Consider the following 17,468-nt stretch of genomic DNA (forward strand, 5'->3'; position numbering starts at 1 on the left):
CAGTATTCTGATGTGACAAAACCTGAATCCTTGTAGTTGAAGTGTTTGTTCGCACTTATATTTTAACTACTTTGGACTCAGGTTTTTTTATTTAACTCTAACTATGGGACAGCAGTGATTCAGAGGTGCTTTTTTATAGCATGTCAGATAAGCAATACTAAAAGAATGTGTAACGTATCACTATACTCTATAAAGTTTTAACTCATTTTCATTTGTATTAAGAAGCAGTTTTCACTTCAACCAGCTGTTGCATGTACGTTGCTATAACCTGACCTGAGACTTGCTCTAAGGGTGCTGCAAAACGTAGATTGTCTGCACGTAGGGCTGGAATATTAATCCGTGCTTGGCGCAGCTCTGCGGTATGCCCGATCAACCATTTTTCTAAACCATCGGCGGCGACTTCAGGGTGGAACTGTAAACCGAGAATGTTTTTGCCTACACGAAACGCTTGGTTAGGATAAACCTCTGAGCTGGCTAAAAGTTCAGCCTGCGCAGGGAGGTCAAACGTATCCCCATGCCAATGCAGGACTTCAGTTCCTTCAAGTGCTTGTAATGGATTATGCTCAAGAGTATGGAGCTGTAACTGACTCCAGCCAATTTCTTTATTATGACCTGCATACACTTTTGCACCCAAAGCATGTGCGATTAACTGTGCACCGAGGCAAATGCCTAAAGTGGGTAAATTTTTTTCTAAACGCACTTTCAGTAGGTCTATTTCTTGTTGTAGAAATGGGTAGTCTTCGGTTTCATATACCCCGATAGGGCCACCTAAGATGACGGTTAAACCGTCATAACTTAATGCTTTAGCTAAGTCATCTTTACCTGCTTCAAAATATCGTACCCGATAACCCAATTGATATAACACATCTTCCCATGCGCCTAGATCTTCAAACGCAAGATGCTGAATGGCGTAAATAGTATCAGGTAATACAGTCATGACAGGCTCGTTTATTGGTACTAAGGAGCCTAAAAATGTACAGGGAAATGAGCCGAAGTTGAAGTCAAGAACGAAGAAAATATGTAGAAAAACACGACAAATGAAATCATTCACTTTGTTTAAGTTGCAACATATTTTTAATCATCCATTTACTTGAGTTTAAGATCTCATGTTGTAAATGTTCATCAGCCATGCTGCGTGCCATGACAATAGCTCCGACCAGTTGGCACAGTACAGCCCAAGCTTGTGTTTCACTGCCCAGATGCTGTGTAAATAAAGCATGACCACGAAGCATTTCCTGTTGAAAGCATTGTTTTGTGCTTTCGCTACTACGTGCAACTTCTGTTGCCAAGGCGGGAATGACACAACCATGATCTGGGCGCAGGACATGAGAGAAAGCTAAATAGCGATCTAGTTCAAAATCAATCCAGTCAGATAGTTTTTCATGAGGATTGGCTTGCCATGCCTGAAAACTGTGTTGTAGCTCTGACTCAATGAGTGCTTCAAATAATTCGTGTTTTGACGAAAAATGTGAATAAAAAGCGCCGCTGGTCATTTGAGCGGCTTGCATAAAGCTATCGACACCAGTACTGGCAAAACCTTGTTTTTTGGCCAGTTGGCCACTGATTTTAAGTAACTCTTTACGTTTTTCTTCTTTATAGCCTGTTTTGTAGCGCATAGTGATTTCATCAAAATATTATTGACTGATTTTGAAAACTATAACATAGTGATCGTTATAATAACGATCGTTATTTTATAAAAGGAAAATATTTATGGATAGAACACAGCAAGAACAACAGTCGCAATTGACCGAAGCTAAAAAGAAAGTGGCATTGGTGATTGGTGCAGGCGATGCAACAGGGGGGGAAATTGCCAAACGTTTTGCCCGTGGCGGTTATATCAGCTGTATGACGCGAAGAAATGCCGAAAAGCTCCAGCCCTTAATTGCGGACATAGAGGCTGAAGGGGGGATTGCGTATGGTTTTGCTTCCGATGCACGTAAAGAAGATCAAGTCATTGCTTTGGTGGAAGAAATTGAAGCCAATATTGGTGAAATTGATGTTTTGGTGTTTAACATTGGGGCGAATGTGCCGTGTAGCATTTTAGAAGAAACTGCACGTAAGTATTTTAAAATTTGGGAGATGGCATGCTTCGGTGCATTTTTGACAGGGCGTGAAGTAGCGAAGCGAATGGTACTACGGGAACGAGGGAGCATTATCTTCACAGGGGCAACCGCAGGAATAAGAGGTGCAGCAAACTTTGCCGCTTTTGCAGGTGCAAAGCATGCATTACGTGCCTTAGCCCAAAGTATGGCGCGTGAATTGGGACCTAAAAATATTCATGTAGCCCATGTGGTGGTTGATGGTGCAATTGATACAGACTTCATCAAAGACACTTTCCCAGAGTTGTATGCACGTAAAGAGCAGGATGGCATTTTAAACCCTGTACATATTGCAGAAAATTATTGGCATTTGTCGCAACAACCGCGTGATGCATGGACGCATGAGTTGGATTTAAGACCTTGGATGGAAACGTGGTAAAAGGACAAAGCATGAAAACCGTAGAATTTTATTTTGACTTGGGCAGCCCGTATAGTTATTTGGCCTACTATCGGTTACGGCAAATGGCCGAGCAACAAAGTTTTCAAATCATATATAAACCTATTTTATTGGGTGGCGTATTTAAGGAGACAGGGAATAGAAGTCCGATAGAGATTCCGAGTAAAGGTATTTATTCCATGTTAGATATGCAGCGTTGGGCGGATTATTACGGCATTCCCATGCAAATGAACCCACATTTTCCCATGAATACTTTAACCTTGATGCGTATTTTGACAGGCGTTCAATTGTTGCATTTAGAAAAGTTTGAGCAAGTTTTAAAACTTTTATTCGATGCGATGTTTGGTACACCCAAAAACCTTAATGAACCTGCTGTCTTAGCAGAGGTGTTAAAACCAAGTGGCTTTTCTGTAGATGACATCATGAGTATGGTTCAGTCGGATGTGGTGAAGCAAAAACTGATCACTGAAACGGAACTGGCCATTCAACGGGGCATTTTCGGTGCACCGACATTCTTTGTGCGGGATGAGATGTACTGGGGACAAGATCGCTTACATTTTGTTGAGCAAGCACTGCAAAAGTAAGTTAGATAGAGAGCAGATTAGCCAAAGTAATTGCTAATCTGCTTCAGAATTAAAATAAACGTTTAGGGGCATGCGCAGTGTCCAGACTCACCATTTCGTGTTCGTCTTTTAGCTCAACCCCAGAATAGCCAAGTTTTTTTGAACCACGCATGAGCGACATTAGTCGTTGTGTTGCAATTAGAATACTTAAACCCGCAGGACGAACATTAGAAATACAGTTTCTTTTTGCGTCTAGGGTACCAGTACTAGCTTTCCATGTGTAATAAATCCCCATGCTGTCTGGTGAGCTGAGACCAGGGCGTTCTCCAATCAGCATGACCAACATTGTAGCGTGTAGGCATTCGGCAACTTGGTCACCCAAAGCAACTCGGCTGCCTGTTGCAATAACGATAGGAGCAATAGACCAATGCTCAGCTTGCAAATGCGGGATGAGGTGCTGAATAAACGGTACGGCATTTTCTTCAATTGCACGTGCAGAAAGACCATCCCCAATCACAATACAAACATCATAAGCTTGTGGGTTACTTGCTTTAAACATTTGTAAGCCACGATAGGATTCACTATTAAGCAAACGCCCTAGATCTGGACGTTTTAGATATTCCTGCTTGTCTTCGGCTTGGCTATGTACGGTTAAACTATCCAAACTTTGGGTTTTAAAACTAGAGACCAATAGATCGACATCTAAAGCTTGATGTACTGCATCCTGTGCTTCAGCATGGGCCAGTTGGAATTTCAGCATTTCATGCGTAGGAATACTACAACCTGCACGTCCGATTGCAATTCGTGCATCGGTAAATTTTTTAAGATTTTCCCAAACATCCTGATGCTGTTCGGATTGATAGTTTTCGAGAGGAACAAGTGACATAGGTTGCTCCTTATATATGTAAAAGTTTTTCAAACTGAGGTGGCATGTGTTCAGGCCACTGAATGTATTGTTGCTGTTGTTTAAAAATTCCTTGTTCGGCGAGCCACGTATCAAATTCAGGTGCGGCTTTTAGACCCAGAAGCTGTCTTAAATACAAGGCATCATGAAACGATGTGGTTTGATAGTTCAGCATGACATCGTCTGAACCTGGAATGCCCATAATAAAGTTCAACCCTGCTGCACCAAAGAGGGTGAGTAATACATCCATGTCATTTTGGTCAGCATCGGCATGGTTGGTATAGCAAATGTCACATCCCATTGGTAAGCCGAGAAGCTTGCCACAAAAATGATCTTCTAAACCTGCTCGGATAATTTGTTTGCCATTATATAAATATTCTGGACCAATAAATCCAACCACGGTATTGACCAACAGTGGGTTAAATTTACGTGCGACTGCATAAGCGCGAACTTCTATGGTTTGTTGATCAACGCCGTGATGGGCATTGCTGGATAAAGCACTGCCTTGACCCGTTTCAAAGTACATCACGTTTTGTCCCACAGTGCCGCGTTTCAAAGCGAGTGTCGCTTCATAACCTTCACGGAGTAACTCAAGATTAATCCCGAAGCCGTCGTTGGCAAGTTGAGTTCCTGCAATAGATTGAAACATCAGATCAATCGGCACATTTCTTTCAGCCAGTTGAATGCCTGAACTGATATGGGTTAGCACACAAGATTGGGTTGGAATTTGATGCTCTTGAATAATATGATCAAGGAGTTTTAAGAGCTCTGATAAATTTTGGAGGTTATCCGTTGCGGGGTTAATCCCTATTACTGCATCACCATTGCCATACATCAGTCCGTCCAAAATACTGGCCGATATCCCCAAGAGATCATCTGTAGGGTGATTGGGTTGCAAACGAGTGGAAAGATGCCCTTTTAAACCGATGGTGTTGCGAAATTGGGTGATGACTTCACATTTGCTGGCCACCAAAATCAAGTCTTGATTACGCATAATTTTACTGACAGCGGCTACCATTTCAGGTGTTAAGCCTAAGGCAAGTTGCTGTAACTTTTCTGTACTTGCATCTGCACTGAGCAACCAGTTGCGAAAGTCACCTACAGTGAAATGTGAAATAGGGGCAAATAAATCACTACGGTGCTCATCAATGATTAAGCGTGTGATTTCATCTTGTTCATAGTCAATTAATGCCTCAGTTAAAAATTGTTTGAGTGGAACCTCTGCCAAAGCCATTTGTGCAGCAACACGTTCCGTTGCATGTTCAGCTGCAACACCTGCCAATTGATCTCCCGATCGCAATGGTGTTGCCTTTGCCATAAGCGTTTTTAAGTCATTAAAAACATAATGTTGATGTCCAATCAAAGTTTTATAAGCCATTTTGAAAGGTCCTCTTATAATTCTTGCTCAGCCTTGCGAATATTTTCAAACTCTTCTTCAGGTGTTCCTTGCACCAGTTTATGCCGACTATAAAAGATGAAGTAAGCAATAAATACCACATAGATACCAGCCGCCATAAACCAAACTTTAGGGTCAACCACAAAGCCTGCAATTACTGCGATACTGGCTAAAATTAAGGCAATAGATGAAGTCGCAATGCCACCTGGTGTTTTGTATGGGCGTGGTAGTTCAGGGCGACTGATGCGGAGTTTGATGTGGGACAGCATCATTAAAACATAGGATATAGTCGCACCAAACACGGCCATTAAAATGAGTAGATCACCTTCACCAGTTAGCGACAGTAAAAAGCCAATGATGCCAGGGATGATAATGGCTAAATAAGGTGCTTTATTTTTATTTGTGAGTGATAGGGATGTCGGTAAATAACCTGCACGAGATAAGGCAAAAATTTGGCGTGAATAGGCGTAGATAATAGAGAAGAAACTTGCAATTAAGCCGGCCAAACCCACAAAATTGACAAAACTAGCAAGCCACGTATTTGGTCCATAGACTGCAACAAGTGCATCGACCAATGGGGCACCTGATTCTTTTAATTGATCTGCACCAGCTGCTCCAACACCAAGGAACAAAATGAGCATGGCAAATGCAGCAAGGATAAGCATAGAACCGATTAAACCACGCGGGAGTGATTTAGATGGATCTTTAGCTTCTTCTGCTGCAAGTGGTACACCCTCAACGGCTAAGAAGAACCAAATTGCATAAGGCACGGCAGCCCATATCCCAATATAGCCCATAGGTAAGAAATTGCTTGCCCCAATATTTTCAGTTTGAGCAATATTAAACAGATTGGCACTGTTGAAATAGGGTGCCATTGCGACGAAAAATACAAATAAGGCCACAGCAGCAACTGCGGTAATCACAAAGATGATTTTCAGTGCCTCACCCGCACCTTTGAGATGAATGCCCATAAAAATCAGATAGCAGATCAAATAGATGATCCATCCACCGATACCAAATAATGATTCACAATAAGCACCAATAAAGCACGCAATAGCAGCAGGTGCGATGGCATACTCGATTAAAATTGCAGTACCTGTGAGATAACCGCCTAAGGGGCCGAAAGCGGTGCGGGCGAAACTATAACCTCCACCAGCCGTGGGAAGCATGGTCGCCATTTCAGACATGGCAAGGCACATACATAGATACATAATGGCAACTACGACTGTTGCAATGAACATACCGCCCCAGCCACCTTGAGCTAAACCGAAGTTCCAGCCTGCAAAGTCACCAGAAATGACATAAGCCACGCCTAAACCGACTAAAAGTAGCCAGCCGACAGCACCTTGTTTAAGTTGTCTTTTTTCAAAATAATCGTCAGAAGTTTGCACTGTTTGTGTTGATAAAGATATTGAATCTTTAAGCGGAGAGTCTGTCATAGGAAGCTCCATATCTTAAGTTTTTATAGATGGCTTGGTTCATACAATGTTTAAGCAATTTCAGTACCAAGCAATCAGACATCCTGTCTAATTTTGTGTGTAACGCAGAGATAAATTATTATTTTTGAAGGTTGAAGGTTGAAGGTTGAAGGTTGAAGGTGTTTAGGGTAACGAATCACCCTAAACACATCATGCACAAATATATTTATGCTTAGAAGAAGCCCATTGGCTTAGTGGCATAGCTTACAAGCAAGTTTTTAGTTTGTTGGTAATGATCAAGCATCATTTTGTGGTTTTCACGACCAATGCCAGATTTTTTGTAACCACCAAATGCCGCATGCGCAGGGTAGATATGATAACAGTTGGTCCAAACACGACCCGCTTCAATTGCACGACCCGCGCGATAAGACGTATGAGCAGAACGTGACCATACTCCTGCACCTAGACCGTAAATGGTGTCATTTGCAATTTTAATCGCATCATCAAAGTCTTTGAACGTTGTAACCGAAAGCACTGGTCCAAAAATTTCCTCTTGGAAAATTTTCATGTCGTTTGTGCCTTTGAAAATGGTTGGTTCGATATAGAAACCTGTACCCACTTCATTACGTTCACTACCACCCGTCAGTAATTGAGCACCTTCATTACGTCCTGTTGCGATACAGCCTAAAATTTTCTCTTGTTGTTCTAAAGAAGCTTGTGCACCAATCATCGTTTCAGTGTCTAGTGGGTGACCTGTTTTGATGCGTTTGACACGTTCAATTGCTTTTTCCAAGAATTTATCGGCTATGCTTTCTTGAACTAATGCACGTGAAGGGCAAGTACAAATCTCACCTTGGTTCAACGCAAACATAGCAAAGCCTTCAAGCGCTTTGTCAAGATAATCATCGTCTTGATCCATAATATCTTCAAAGAAGATGTTAGGAGATTTACCACCAAGCTCTAAAGTTACTGGAATAATATTTTCAGTTGCATACTGCATAATCATTTGCCCAACAGCGGTTGAGCCTGTGAATGCAATTTTTGCAATACGTGGGTTAGTTGCAAGTGGACGGCCTACTTCAACTCCATAACCATTTACAATGTTTAAAATGCCTGGTGGGAGTAAGTCTTGAATCAGTTCAACCAAGACTAAAATACTTACAGGCGTTTGCTCAGCTGGTTTAAGAACAATACAGTTACCTGCTGCAAGGGCTGGAGCAATTTTCCATGTTGCCATTAAAATTGGGAAGTTCCATGGAATAATTTGTCCCACAACACCTAATGGCTCGTGGAAGTGATAGGCAATAGTGTCTTCATCAATTTCAGAAATACCACCTTCTTGTGCACGAATACAACCTGCAAAATATCGGAAATGATCAATTGCAAGTGGAATATCTGCAGCTAAGGTTTCACGTACTGGTTTACCGTTATCCCAAGTTTCAGCTACAGCCAATTTCTCTAGATTTTCCTCTAGACGATCAGCAATTTTAAGGAGTAAATTAGAACGTGTAGTTGGAGAAGATTTATTCCATTGTGCTTTAGCTTTGTGTGCAGCATCGAGAGCAAGCTCAATATCTTCAGCAGATGAACGTGGGATTTTAGTAAAGGCTTTACCGTCGACAGGAGAGATATTTTCAAAGTATTCACCTTTTATTGGAGCAACCCACTCGCCACCAATAAAGTTTTCATACTGTGCTTTAAATTCTACTTTTGAACCAGGTTGGTTAGGGTCTACGTAGCGCATATTGAAGTTCCTTTGCTTATTGATTTTTTAAAAGCATCTACAGCTTTGGTATAAGGTACATCAGTACAATATTTAAGTAGCATACCTAATATAAGGTTGGAAAAAGGTTGGAAGGATGCAGGTTTACAAGCTTCCGACAAATGTTTACAACCATGCAATACAGTGGATGTGTATCAGGAATTGTTTTGAGAATAAGGAATGATGGCAATGCAACATTTAATACAGAAAAGACAAGAAATAGAAAAGCTTAGAACCAGCAGCAGTATTTCGACGGTACAAGCTGAACAGCTCGGAAAAAGCATTGCAAGTTCGTGGCAGCGTTCTAATTCGGCAGAGATTCCTAAGGATCGTTTTGCAGCGCCCATTTCTGAAGGTTCGATGTCACAAGGTTCAGCATTACAACATGCTTTAAGTTACTGCGCGGATGAGCTCAAGCATATTGCACAGCAGTCCTCAATGGTCGTTGCTGTGGGTGATATTGGTAGTACGATTATTTGGAGTGCTTCAAGTAAGCAAATGCGTAATGCTGCGGAAAGTGTACATTTTGTAGAAGGCGGGCAGTGGAGAGAGGAGTTGGTGGGGACTAATGCATTGGCATTGTCACTTAAAACCCAACAATCGAGTTGTGTGTTTTCTAATGAACATTATATGAGTTCCATCCATGATTGGGTTTGCTATGCAGCACCAATCATCGACCCTTATTCAAAACATGTTTTGGGGGTAATTGATTTATCGACCACATGGAAAAATCATAATAGCCTTGGTTTACTGGCAGCAGAGCGCTGTGCATCTATCATTCAAACAGCATTATTGGAATACCAGCGTCAACAACTGTATATTCGTGCTTTTGGTGTGCCACAAGTGCTTTTTAATGGCAAAGTGATGGTGCTCACACCACGTCAAATTGAAATTCTGACTATTTTAGCGCTATGTCCACAAGGTATGACTTTAGATACCTTACATCAGGCTTTATATGGTGAGCGAAAAGTGAGTATAGGCACACTTAAAGCAGAAATGTCGCAATTAAGGGATCTGTTGGGGGGAATGTTGGGATCTCGTCCTTACCGAATTTTGGCGCATATAGAAGCAGATTTCCTACAAGCAGAGCAGGCATTAGATGCTGCATATATCGAGACGGCTTTAAAGCTTTGCTCAGGTGTATTATTGCCTAAAACAGAAAGTCCGTTTCTTTGCGCATGGCGCGACTGTTTGGAGTCACGTTTAAGTAGCGCGATTTTTAAAGCCAATGAAACTGATATGCTCTTTAAGCATGTAGCACGCTACCCAGAAGCAATTGATGCTGTTGAACGACTTATTGAGCTGACACCGAGTGGACACCCGGCGCATCAGCTACTTGAGAAATACAAAATTTAATAGTTTTGATTTGAGTTATGGAATAGGTTAATAAAAATTCTGCGATTAAATATTCTTTTGTTCTAGCCACTGAAATAGCTTGGTATAGACTTCGGCACGAACATCTGGTGCAGATAAGACTAAGTCGTGTAAACCATTTTGAATGGTCTCGACACAGATGTCACCTTGTAGATTTTTCGCCTGTTTTTCAATGTCTTTGACATCTAAAATTACATCACTGGTTTGTGCAGCTACGCCCCATTTTTTGGGGTTGAGTGTTTGATGTGAATGCATAATCAGTGCAGGAACAGAAAGCTTTAAACCGCCACGATGAATTTCTTTTTGCGCTTCATGGATTGCACGGACAAAACTGATGCGAACCATAGAATAACTTGGTTGTTTCCACTGCAAATCAAAGTTCCACTCGCCGTGTTCACTTTGATGTAGGCTTGGTACATACCACTTATTCAGTTCACTTGGAAATTTTAAGTCTGGGAAATGCTTTGCAAGTCGGCTGAGTTGTGGCACGCCAAGTTTGCGTTTAATTGGATGCATATTAAAATCATAAAAAGGACTGTTGGCCCATAGCGCTTTGATTAGAGGGTGTTGTGGATGGTGCGCTACATATAGTGTGGTAATCAAACCACCAGTCGAGTGTCCTGCCAGTACAACAGAAAGATGACCTTCAGCACCAATAATCTCAAGAGCTTGAGTAATTTCATCGTCATATTCGCGCAGATCACGGACATTGTAGTAGTTTTGGTGGCTTAAACGGGAGCGACCATATTTTCTTAAATCAAGTGCGTAAAAGTCGTAACCATGCTGATTGAACTGTTCAGCCATTTCTGTTTGGAAGAAGTAGTCAATAAATCCATGAATATACAGCACTGCTTTGGTTGTGGTTTGCGTGGCTTTTTTACGAATGAGAGTTGCGCAAACTTCACCTTCGTAGTCATTAGCAAAACTGAGTTTGAGTTGTTCGTAGTCTTCACCAAGGACATCTGGTTGATACGCAAGCGGGTTTTGTAGTGCTGACATAGTTCACTCTGGTTGTTATTGTCATGAGTTCCCTTATCCTTGATGAAGTCAGAATTTTTGTCAACCACAAATAAAAAAAGACAATTTAAGTGCAAAGGTAAGCAAGGATTAGGCTTACCCGAATGAAACAGTATGGACGTCTGTTTCATTCCACTTAAATTGTCAAAGCAAACAAAGTGTTAAGGAGAGAACTTAGACAGCCGCTTTAAAATCTACTACTGAAGCACTTGATTTGAGCGCCGCTTTAAAGATGTCAACCACTTGAGCATGGGTTGCTTTACGAGGGTTAGTCAGCATGCAGGCATCTTTTTGCGCGTTTTCAGACATAATGCCCAAATCTTGTTCTTTTACACCCAGTTCAGACAAGCTTGATGGAATACCAATAGATGCAGATAATTCACGAATCGCATCAATGGCAGCATAGCCAGCTTCTGTCACAGTTAAACCTGCGGTGTTGACTCCCATCAGTTCTGCAATACGTGCATAACGATCAGGGCAGGCAATTAAGTTGAACTCACATACATGTGGCAGTAAAACTGCGTTACATACACCGTGTGGTAGGTTATAGAAGCCACCAAGTTGGTGTGCCATTGCATGAACATAACCTAGAGATGCATTGTTAAATGCCATACCTGCTAAGTATTGTGCATAACTCATGGCATCACGTGCTTCAAGGTTCTCACCGTTTGCAACGGCTGGGCTTAACCACTCACTGATCATCGAAATGGCTTTCTCGGCACAAGCATCGGTAATTGGGTTAGCAGCTGTTGATACATAAGCCTCTACCGCATGGGTTAATGCATCCATACCTGTTGCTGCTGTTAAGCTTGCAGGTTTTGCAATCATCAGTTTAGGATCATCAATTGCAATAAGAGGAGTACAGCGCCAGTCTACAATCGCCATTTTTACATGAGTATCTGTATTGGTAATAATACAGAAGCGCGTCATTTCTGAAGCTGTACCTGCTGTTGTGTTGATTGCAATCAGAGGAGTCATTGGAACGGTGCTTTTATCAATCCCTTCGTAGTCACGAATATGACCACCACCAGCAGTGACAAGCCCAATACCTTTTGCGCAGTCATGAGATGAACCACCGCCTAAAGACACGATAAAGTCACAACCTTGCTCATTATAAGCAGTTACACCGTTATGTACGTTAATGTCAGTTGGGTTTGGTTCCGCACCTGGGAAGATATGACTATCAACACCAGCATCTTTGAGATATCCTGCGATGGTGTCTGCTACGCCAAATTTGAATAAGCCAGCATCGGTTACGATCAGTGCTTTCTTCGCACCGAGGTTTTGTGCTTTACCACCAATTTCTTTGGCACAGCCTGGGCCAAACAGTGAAACACAAGGGATATAAAAACCGTTCGTTTGATCTGCAATATTTTTAAAAGCCATGGTGCGATTCCTTCTACCATATTTATGTTGTTATCGGTGCTCATTACCGTTTTTAGAGTATCGAATGATTCAAAAAACTTGTGTACCTACCAAATACCTACCATGCGTAAGGAAATGGAAAATACTGATTCTAAATCGAAAAAATAGCTATGATGAAAAGGCGTAGCCTGCATGTGTGGAATTGTTTATATTGGTTTTGAAGCGGGATGAACGTCGCCAAATTCGATGAGGATTCACTGTGGACAGAAACGCTAGGATTAAGCAATATCAAAACTTTGCCGTCGTGTTAAGACAAGTTGTTCCGAGTGTTCAGCAACTTTATCATGAGCAGTCTATGTTTCTCTCCACGCTCAGTGTGCACAATGTTTTGGGGATTGATGCACAGCAACGCCAGATTCAAATTTTAAACCATTGCTTTCATATTCAGTTCTATCCACCGACCGAAAACAAAACGATTTGTGTCCCACAGTTTATGTATAAGGGGCACTACGCTGAATCACTTGAAGAGTTTTGTTTACATGACATTGTCTTCTGGGTGGGTGAGCAGACTCCACAGCATTCTTTGTATTTACGTAATAAAGTAAAACAGTTACGCCAGTTGTTATTGCAACAGGTTTTTGTTGTGGTTGGGGGGCTAAGCCGGATCCAAACGATTTTGACTGAAATAGAGCAAAGCCATGCAGAGCTCTTTCAGCAACTGTGTCAATATGTGGGCAGAATAGAACTTTCAGCAACGGATAACAATTTGCTGACTTTACTTGAGCAGTTATGTTACTTAGATGCAGATCAAGCAGAGGATATTCTGCCTATTCAGTCCTTGATGCATAGTTATGATGAGCTGTGTTTTAGTGCCAAGCAATTTCTAGAACCACATGTTTATCGCATCGTAGAAACAGCATTTCCTGAACGTTTTTGTTTACAAGAGCTGATTGATCATGGGCATGATATTTATTTATTGTATCCGCATGCGAAAGAGCAGCCTGAACTGCTGGGTTTTGCACGTTTAATGAATCGTGATCTTTGGTCATTGCCTGATTTGCTGGCAAAGCAACATTTTTTAGAGGTGCAGACCAAAGTTTGGCAAAAAAAAGTTGCTAAACTCCCTATTTTCGATGAAAAACGTACAGTGAATTGGCTATTCAAACAAAAAGCTGTCGTGACAGACTGGGTTAGCCACAACATTCAACATAGTAGTGTACGTGTTGCTGTGACTGCTTTGAGTTATTTGGATACACAGTCTTATCATCCTGAAATTATTTTAGTAACTTTAAGGTACTTTCAGCATGTTGCAGCACGTTTGTTTATCCAAAGCTGTTATGAACATGCTATAGAACAGCAATGGTTTGAGTTGGAAGCCAACCAGCATGTCGTCTTAAAAAATAGACGCCAAGATATGGATGATCAGCGTATAGCAATCAGCCCGTCGATTTTGTATTTGGATGAATGGTTAGAACTACTGCACCGTGTAGTACAGCAGCAACCCGAATGGGGTAAAAAAGTTTATACAAAATTGAGTCGAGTCATGCAGGCTTACATTCAGCATTTAGATAAAATTGCACAAAAACTACCTGTTGAATTAGCGATTTATTTTAGTGAAGAAAACCAACAACATCGTGATTTTTATCGCCAATTGCAGCAGTACAAACTGCCTATCGAAAGCTTTAGACAACTTTTTTATCTGAATCATCCGCCATTGCGGGTTTCGGTGTTTGATGCTTATGTCCGGGATTATTTACCTGAACATTTCGAGACGCAAAAGGATGTTTTAAAAAATGTCACATGGAATGGCCTATTTCATCAGGCTGTGCAATGGCATGATCAATTACATAGCCAAGAGTTACTTGCTGAACTGAAACGGAAAGTCGGTCATGTGTCATGGCAACCGATCAGTCATGAAGCTTATTATTTTATTGAAAGTTGGGTATTTGAGGAGCTTAAAGATATTGATCGCATCATCGCAGAGTCTCGTCGGTTTAGACATTGTTTAGCGGCAAGCTTTGCTGAACGAATTATTGTCAATGAATACGTGGCCTTTCATATGAGTCATACTGATGCACAGCGCCACTTAACACTTGGCTGCTATTATATCGCGGGGCAGTTGTTATTTGATCAGTTGGAATATCCAAACAACCAAAAGGCACTTCCTGACGATGTGTTAGTGGCAGAGCAGTTTATTGCGATGCTCAACCAAGAACGACAAAAGGGCTGTTAAAATTTCAACAACACTCGACTTAATTTGTCGCACAAGAACTTCTATATGACGAGATCTGCTTAACTTTTTAGCAAAAACTCGGTAGGCTATAGCCGTTCATCAATGGTATAGGTCTTATGAAGCAAGAAACTGCACTCAAACTTCTAAAAGCGGGCGAAAATGTCTTTTTAACTGGTTCCGCTGGTGCAGGAAAAACCTATACATTGAACCAATACATTAATTACTTAAAAGCCCGTAAAGTGCCTGTGGCGATCACAGCCTCTACAGGTATAGCTGCAACACATATGAATGGTATGACGATTCATACTTGGGCTGGTATAGGTATTAAAGATGCGTTAGGGGAAGATGAACTCAAACGCATGAAAGAACGTAAATATTTAAAAGAGCATTTAGAAAATGCCCAAGTGTTAATTATTGATGAAATTTCGATGCTACATGCGAAACAGCTCAATTTGGTCAATAAAGTTTTAAAATTCTTTAAAGAAAGTGAAGAACCATTTGGTGGAATTCAGGTCATTGTTGCAGGGGATTTTTTCCAGTTACCACCCGTGGGGAAAAATGAAGAACGCAATCGCGATAAGTTCTGTTTTATGTCTGATGCTTGGGTGGAAGCCAAGTTTCGTGTGTGCTATTTGACCGAACAGCACCGTCAGGGCAATGACTACCTCAACGATATTTTAAATGCTATCCGTAGCCAAACGATCCGCTCCGAGCATTTGCAAGCTTTACAAGCCACACGTCAGCAGGATATTGGTGAAATATTCACACGTTTATACACCCATAATATGGACGTGGACACCATCAACTTCAAACATTTGAATGAAATTGAAAATGAAGGTCGTCAGTTTGAGGCGGTGTGTGATGGCAATGACAAGCTTATTGAAACGTTAAAGTCGTCTGTACGCGCACCTGAAAACCTCACTCTCAAGAAAAATGCCAAAGTGATGTTTGTAAAGAACAACTTTGACGTGGGGTATATTAACGGTAGTTTGGGTGAGGTGGTTGGCTTTGAAGAAGATGATGATTTCGGAGTCTTACCAAAAGTAAAACTGACTGATGGTACAGTACTGGTGGTTGAGCCTGAAACATGGTCGGTGGACAATGATGCAGGTAAAACCATTGCCAGTTTTCAGCAGATTCCATTGCGCTTAGCGTGGGCCATCACCATTCACAAATCTCAAGGCATGACTTTAGCAGCAGCAGAAATTAACCTGAGCCATACTTTTGAAAAAGGACAGGGCTATGTGGCTTTGTCACGGTTAAAGACTTTGGATGGTTTAAGACTACTGGGTTTTAATGAACAAGCCTTAGAGCTAGACAGTCTTGCCATTAAAGCAGATCGCCGTTTCCAAGAACTTTCCGATGAAGCCGAAACACACTTTGAGGTCATTGATCTAGAGCCACAACACAAGGCCTTTATTCGTCACTGTGGCGGAACGCTCAATGAAGTTGAGATTGAGCGTAATGAAAAGAAAATTGCCCGTAATGCAGGTAAAGCCAACTATGCTTCTGCAACACTCGATGAAACACGTGAACTTTTTGAAGGTGGTTATGAAATTGCCGATATCGCCCAAGAGCGAGGGTTGACGGCTGCAACGATTATCAACCATTTGGCGAAGCTACATAAAGAACAGGGCTTAGACATTTCTGTAGCTCATCCAGGCGAAGAAGTGGTAGAGCAAGTGCGAAAAATTTATAAACGTCTCATGAAACGTCAGCAAGCTGAACACTTTAGTGAAGATGGCGCAATTAAACTACGTCCGATTGTAGAGTTAACCAATCCGCGTATGGGCTATGACCAAGTGCGCTTGGCCTTACTCTATATTGAATAATGCTGCCGCAGTTGTACGATTCGTACCGAAATTTCTTACTTACTTTGCTGTTAAGTTCGGTTAAACTGAATTTTAAGGGATAAGAATAACGTAAAATCGTAATGAAATTGACAGCTTGGTACATGTTACGCAAATTTGTTTATAACAATTTGCATAATGAAGACTATGAGACACCCTTAAGCCGAGGGCTGAACTATTTCCTCATTGTACTGATTATGAGTAATGCTGCTGCTGTGCTGTTGGAGTCGGTACAGAAGTACTATGTGTTGTATCAAGACTTTTTCTATTATTTTGAAATCTTCTCGATCATCGTTTTTACGATTGAATATCTCTTACGTTTTTGGTCAATTACTGAAGCTAATAGTTTTGAGTCGGATTGGAAAAACCGCCTAAATTGGGTCAAAAGTGGCGGGGCAATTATCGACCTCTTGGCGATTTTACCTGCATATTTAAACTTCTTTGTTCAGTTCGATTTACGTTTTTTAAGAATCGTTCGTTTGCTCCGACTTCTCAAGTTAACCCGCTACTTTGTCTCTCTACAAATTCTATTGCGGGTCATTGAGCGCGAAAAAGGCTCATTTCAAGCGGTTATTTTCATTTTAATGATTATGATCATTATGGCGGCTGCGGGGGTATATTTAATTGAAAGTCAGGCACAACCTGAGGTTTTTAGTTCTATTCCAGCTTCCATGTGGTGGGCTGTGGTTACACTGACCACCGTAGGGTATGGCGATGTGACACCTATTACACCGCTAGGACGTTTCTTGGGTGCGATCATTACTATTTTAGGTGTAGGTTTAGCAGCATTACCCGCAGGTATCTTGGCAAATGGTTTGGCCAATGAACTAGAGCAGCGCAAAGAACAACTAGAACTCAGATTTCGAGAGTTAATCCAGAATAGCGACATTGACTTTGTCCTAGAAACAGAAAAAATTGAGGAAGTTCGTAAAGAGGTTGGACTGACCAAAGAACAAACACAAGATATTATTTTGCAGCTTATACGTGAGCAAAAAGAAGAGTCATTAAAACAAGAGCGTGATCAGTATGCGTATTGTCCACATTGTGGGAAGAAGCTACCTGAATAAATCGGTGTAAAGAGGCATGTGTA

At 41.4% G+C, this 17,468-nt stretch carries 14 protein-coding genes; 6 read left to right on the forward strand and 8 right to left on the reverse strand.

Annotation, left to right across the window (positions count from 1 at the left end; translation table 11 throughout):
- Window positions 1-217: 217 nt before the first annotated feature.
- On the reverse strand, window positions 218-937 hold the full coding sequence (locus tag ACE01U_RS13460; RefSeq protein WP_395579696.1) for a glutamine amidotransferase: 720 nt from the start codon (window positions 935-937) through the stop codon (window positions 218-220).
- 106 nt (window positions 938-1,043) lie between these two features.
- Complete coding sequence (locus ACE01U_RS13465) at window positions 1,044-1,616, reverse strand: TetR/AcrR family transcriptional regulator (protein ID WP_086210176.1); 573 nt, start codon at window positions 1,614-1,616, stop codon at window positions 1,044-1,046.
- A 94-nt stretch (window positions 1,617-1,710) separates the two neighbouring features.
- Here ACE01U_RS13465 and ACE01U_RS13470 point away from each other — a divergent pair, with 94 nt between their 5' ends.
- Together ACE01U_RS13470 and ACE01U_RS13475 are read left to right on the forward strand one after the other, a co-directional pair.
- Window positions 1,711-2,478, forward strand: a complete 768-nt coding sequence (locus tag ACE01U_RS13470) for an SDR family oxidoreductase (RefSeq protein WP_151707437.1) — start codon at window positions 1,711-1,713, stop codon at window positions 2,476-2,478.
- A gap of 11 nt (window positions 2,479-2,489) precedes the next feature.
- A complete protein-coding gene (locus ACE01U_RS13475) occupies window positions 2,490-3,080 on the forward strand; it encodes a 2-hydroxychromene-2-carboxylate isomerase (protein ID WP_086210242.1) in 591 nt (196 codons plus the stop codon).
- A 49-nt stretch (window positions 3,081-3,129) separates the two neighbouring features.
- Here the strand turns inward: ACE01U_RS13475 and eutC are convergent, their stop codons facing one another.
- From eutC to exaC, 4 genes are all read right to left on the reverse strand, one after another.
- Complete coding sequence (gene eutC, locus ACE01U_RS13480) at window positions 3,130-3,945, reverse strand: ethanolamine ammonia-lyase subunit EutC (RefSeq protein ID WP_395579698.1); 816 nt, start codon at window positions 3,943-3,945, stop codon at window positions 3,130-3,132.
- Window positions 3,946-3,955: 10 nt separating this feature from the next.
- Window positions 3,956-5,341 (reverse strand): ethanolamine ammonia-lyase subunit EutB, encoded by a 1,386-nt coding sequence (locus ACE01U_RS13485; protein WP_110975885.1) that lies wholly within the window; start codon window positions 5,339-5,341, stop codon window positions 3,956-3,958.
- Between the two features lie 14 nt (window positions 5,342-5,355).
- Window positions 5,356-6,798 (reverse strand): ethanolamine permease, encoded by a 1,443-nt coding sequence (eat, locus tag ACE01U_RS13490; RefSeq protein ID WP_395579700.1) that lies wholly within the window; start codon window positions 6,796-6,798, stop codon window positions 5,356-5,358.
- Between the two features lie 211 nt (window positions 6,799-7,009).
- Complete coding sequence (exaC, locus tag ACE01U_RS13495; RefSeq protein WP_395579701.1) at window positions 7,010-8,521, reverse strand: acetaldehyde dehydrogenase ExaC; 1,512 nt, start codon at window positions 8,519-8,521, stop codon at window positions 7,010-7,012.
- Window positions 8,522-8,719: 198 nt separating this feature from the next.
- Here exaC and ACE01U_RS13500 point away from each other — a divergent pair, with 198 nt between their 5' ends.
- Complete coding sequence (locus tag ACE01U_RS13500; RefSeq protein ID WP_086210169.1) at window positions 8,720-9,895, forward strand: helix-turn-helix domain-containing protein; 1,176 nt, start codon at window positions 8,720-8,722, stop codon at window positions 9,893-9,895.
- Window positions 9,896-9,940: 45 nt separating this feature from the next.
- On the opposite strand, the gene ACE01U_RS13505 is transcribed toward ACE01U_RS13500, so the two are convergent.
- Window positions 9,941-10,912 carry an alpha/beta hydrolase gene (locus tag ACE01U_RS13505; RefSeq protein ID WP_395579702.1) on the reverse strand — a complete coding sequence of 324 codons (972 nt, stop codon included), beginning with the start codon at window positions 10,910-10,912 and terminating at the stop codon, window positions 9,941-9,943.
- Between the two features lie 192 nt (window positions 10,913-11,104).
- The gene (gene mdh, locus ACE01U_RS13510) at window positions 11,105-12,316 is read right to left on the reverse strand and encodes an iron-dependent methanol dehydrogenase (RefSeq protein WP_086210167.1); all 1,212 of its coding nucleotides are present in this window, start codon (window positions 12,314-12,316) and stop codon (window positions 11,105-11,107) included.
- 238 nt (window positions 12,317-12,554) lie between these two features.
- On the opposite strand from mdh, the gene ACE01U_RS13515 reads away from it, so the two are divergent.
- From ACE01U_RS13515 to ACE01U_RS13525, 3 genes are all read left to right on the forward strand, one after another.
- Window positions 12,555-14,528 (forward strand): hypothetical protein, encoded by a 1,974-nt coding sequence (locus ACE01U_RS13515; RefSeq protein ID WP_395579705.1) that lies wholly within the window; start codon window positions 12,555-12,557, stop codon window positions 14,526-14,528.
- A gap of 116 nt (window positions 14,529-14,644) precedes the next feature.
- The gene (locus ACE01U_RS13520) at window positions 14,645-16,360 is read left to right on the forward strand and encodes an AAA family ATPase (RefSeq protein ID WP_395579707.1); all 1,716 of its coding nucleotides are present in this window, start codon (window positions 14,645-14,647) and stop codon (window positions 16,358-16,360) included.
- A gap of 101 nt (window positions 16,361-16,461) precedes the next feature.
- On the forward strand, window positions 16,462-17,445 hold the full coding sequence (locus ACE01U_RS13525) for an ion transporter (RefSeq protein ID WP_395579708.1): 984 nt from the start codon (window positions 16,462-16,464) through the stop codon (window positions 17,443-17,445).
- Window positions 17,446-17,468: the final 23 nt, after the last annotated feature.

The organism is Acinetobacter halobius, assembly GCF_044130335.1.
Classification (GTDB): Bacteria; Pseudomonadota; Gammaproteobacteria; order Pseudomonadales; family Moraxellaceae; genus Acinetobacter.

Coding starts and splice junctions, on each gene's coding strand:
- ACE01U_RS13460 (WP_395579696.1), bottom strand. CDS start 937: ATGACTGTATTACCTGATACTATTTACGCCATTCAGCATCTTGCGTTT.
- ACE01U_RS13465 (WP_086210176.1), bottom strand. CDS start 1,616: ATGCGCTACAAAACAGGCTATAAAGAAGAAAAACGTAAAGAGTTACTT.
- ACE01U_RS13470 (WP_151707437.1), top strand. CDS start 1,711: ATGGATAGAACACAGCAAGAACAACAGTCGCAATTGACCGAAGCTAAA.
- ACE01U_RS13475 (WP_086210242.1), top strand. CDS start 2,490: ATGAAAACCGTAGAATTTTATTTTGACTTGGGCAGCCCGTATAGTTAT.
- eutC (WP_395579698.1), bottom strand. CDS start 3,945: ATGTCACTTGTTCCTCTCGAAAACTATCAATCCGAACAGCATCAGGAT.
- ACE01U_RS13485 (WP_110975885.1), bottom strand. CDS start 5,341: ATGGCTTATAAAACTTTGATTGGACATCAACATTATGTTTTTAATGAC.
- eat (WP_395579700.1), bottom strand. CDS start 6,798: ATGACAGACTCTCCGCTTAAAGATTCAATATCTTTATCAACACAAACA.
- exaC (WP_395579701.1), bottom strand. CDS start 8,521: ATGCGCTACGTAGACCCTAACCAACCTGGTTCAAAAGTAGAATTTAAA.
- ACE01U_RS13500 (WP_086210169.1), top strand. CDS start 8,720: ATGATGGCAATGCAACATTTAATACAGAAAAGACAAGAAATAGAAAAG.
- ACE01U_RS13505 (WP_395579702.1), bottom strand. CDS start 10,912: ATGTCAGCACTACAAAACCCGCTTGCGTATCAACCAGATGTCCTTGGT.
- mdh (WP_086210167.1), bottom strand. CDS start 12,316: ATGGCTTTTAAAAATATTGCAGATCAAACGAACGGTTTTTATATCCCT.
- ACE01U_RS13520 (WP_395579707.1), top strand. CDS start 14,645: ATGAAGCAAGAAACTGCACTCAAACTTCTAAAAGCGGGCGAAAATGTC.
- ACE01U_RS13525 (WP_395579708.1), top strand. CDS start 16,462: ATGAAATTGACAGCTTGGTACATGTTACGCAAATTTGTTTATAACAAT.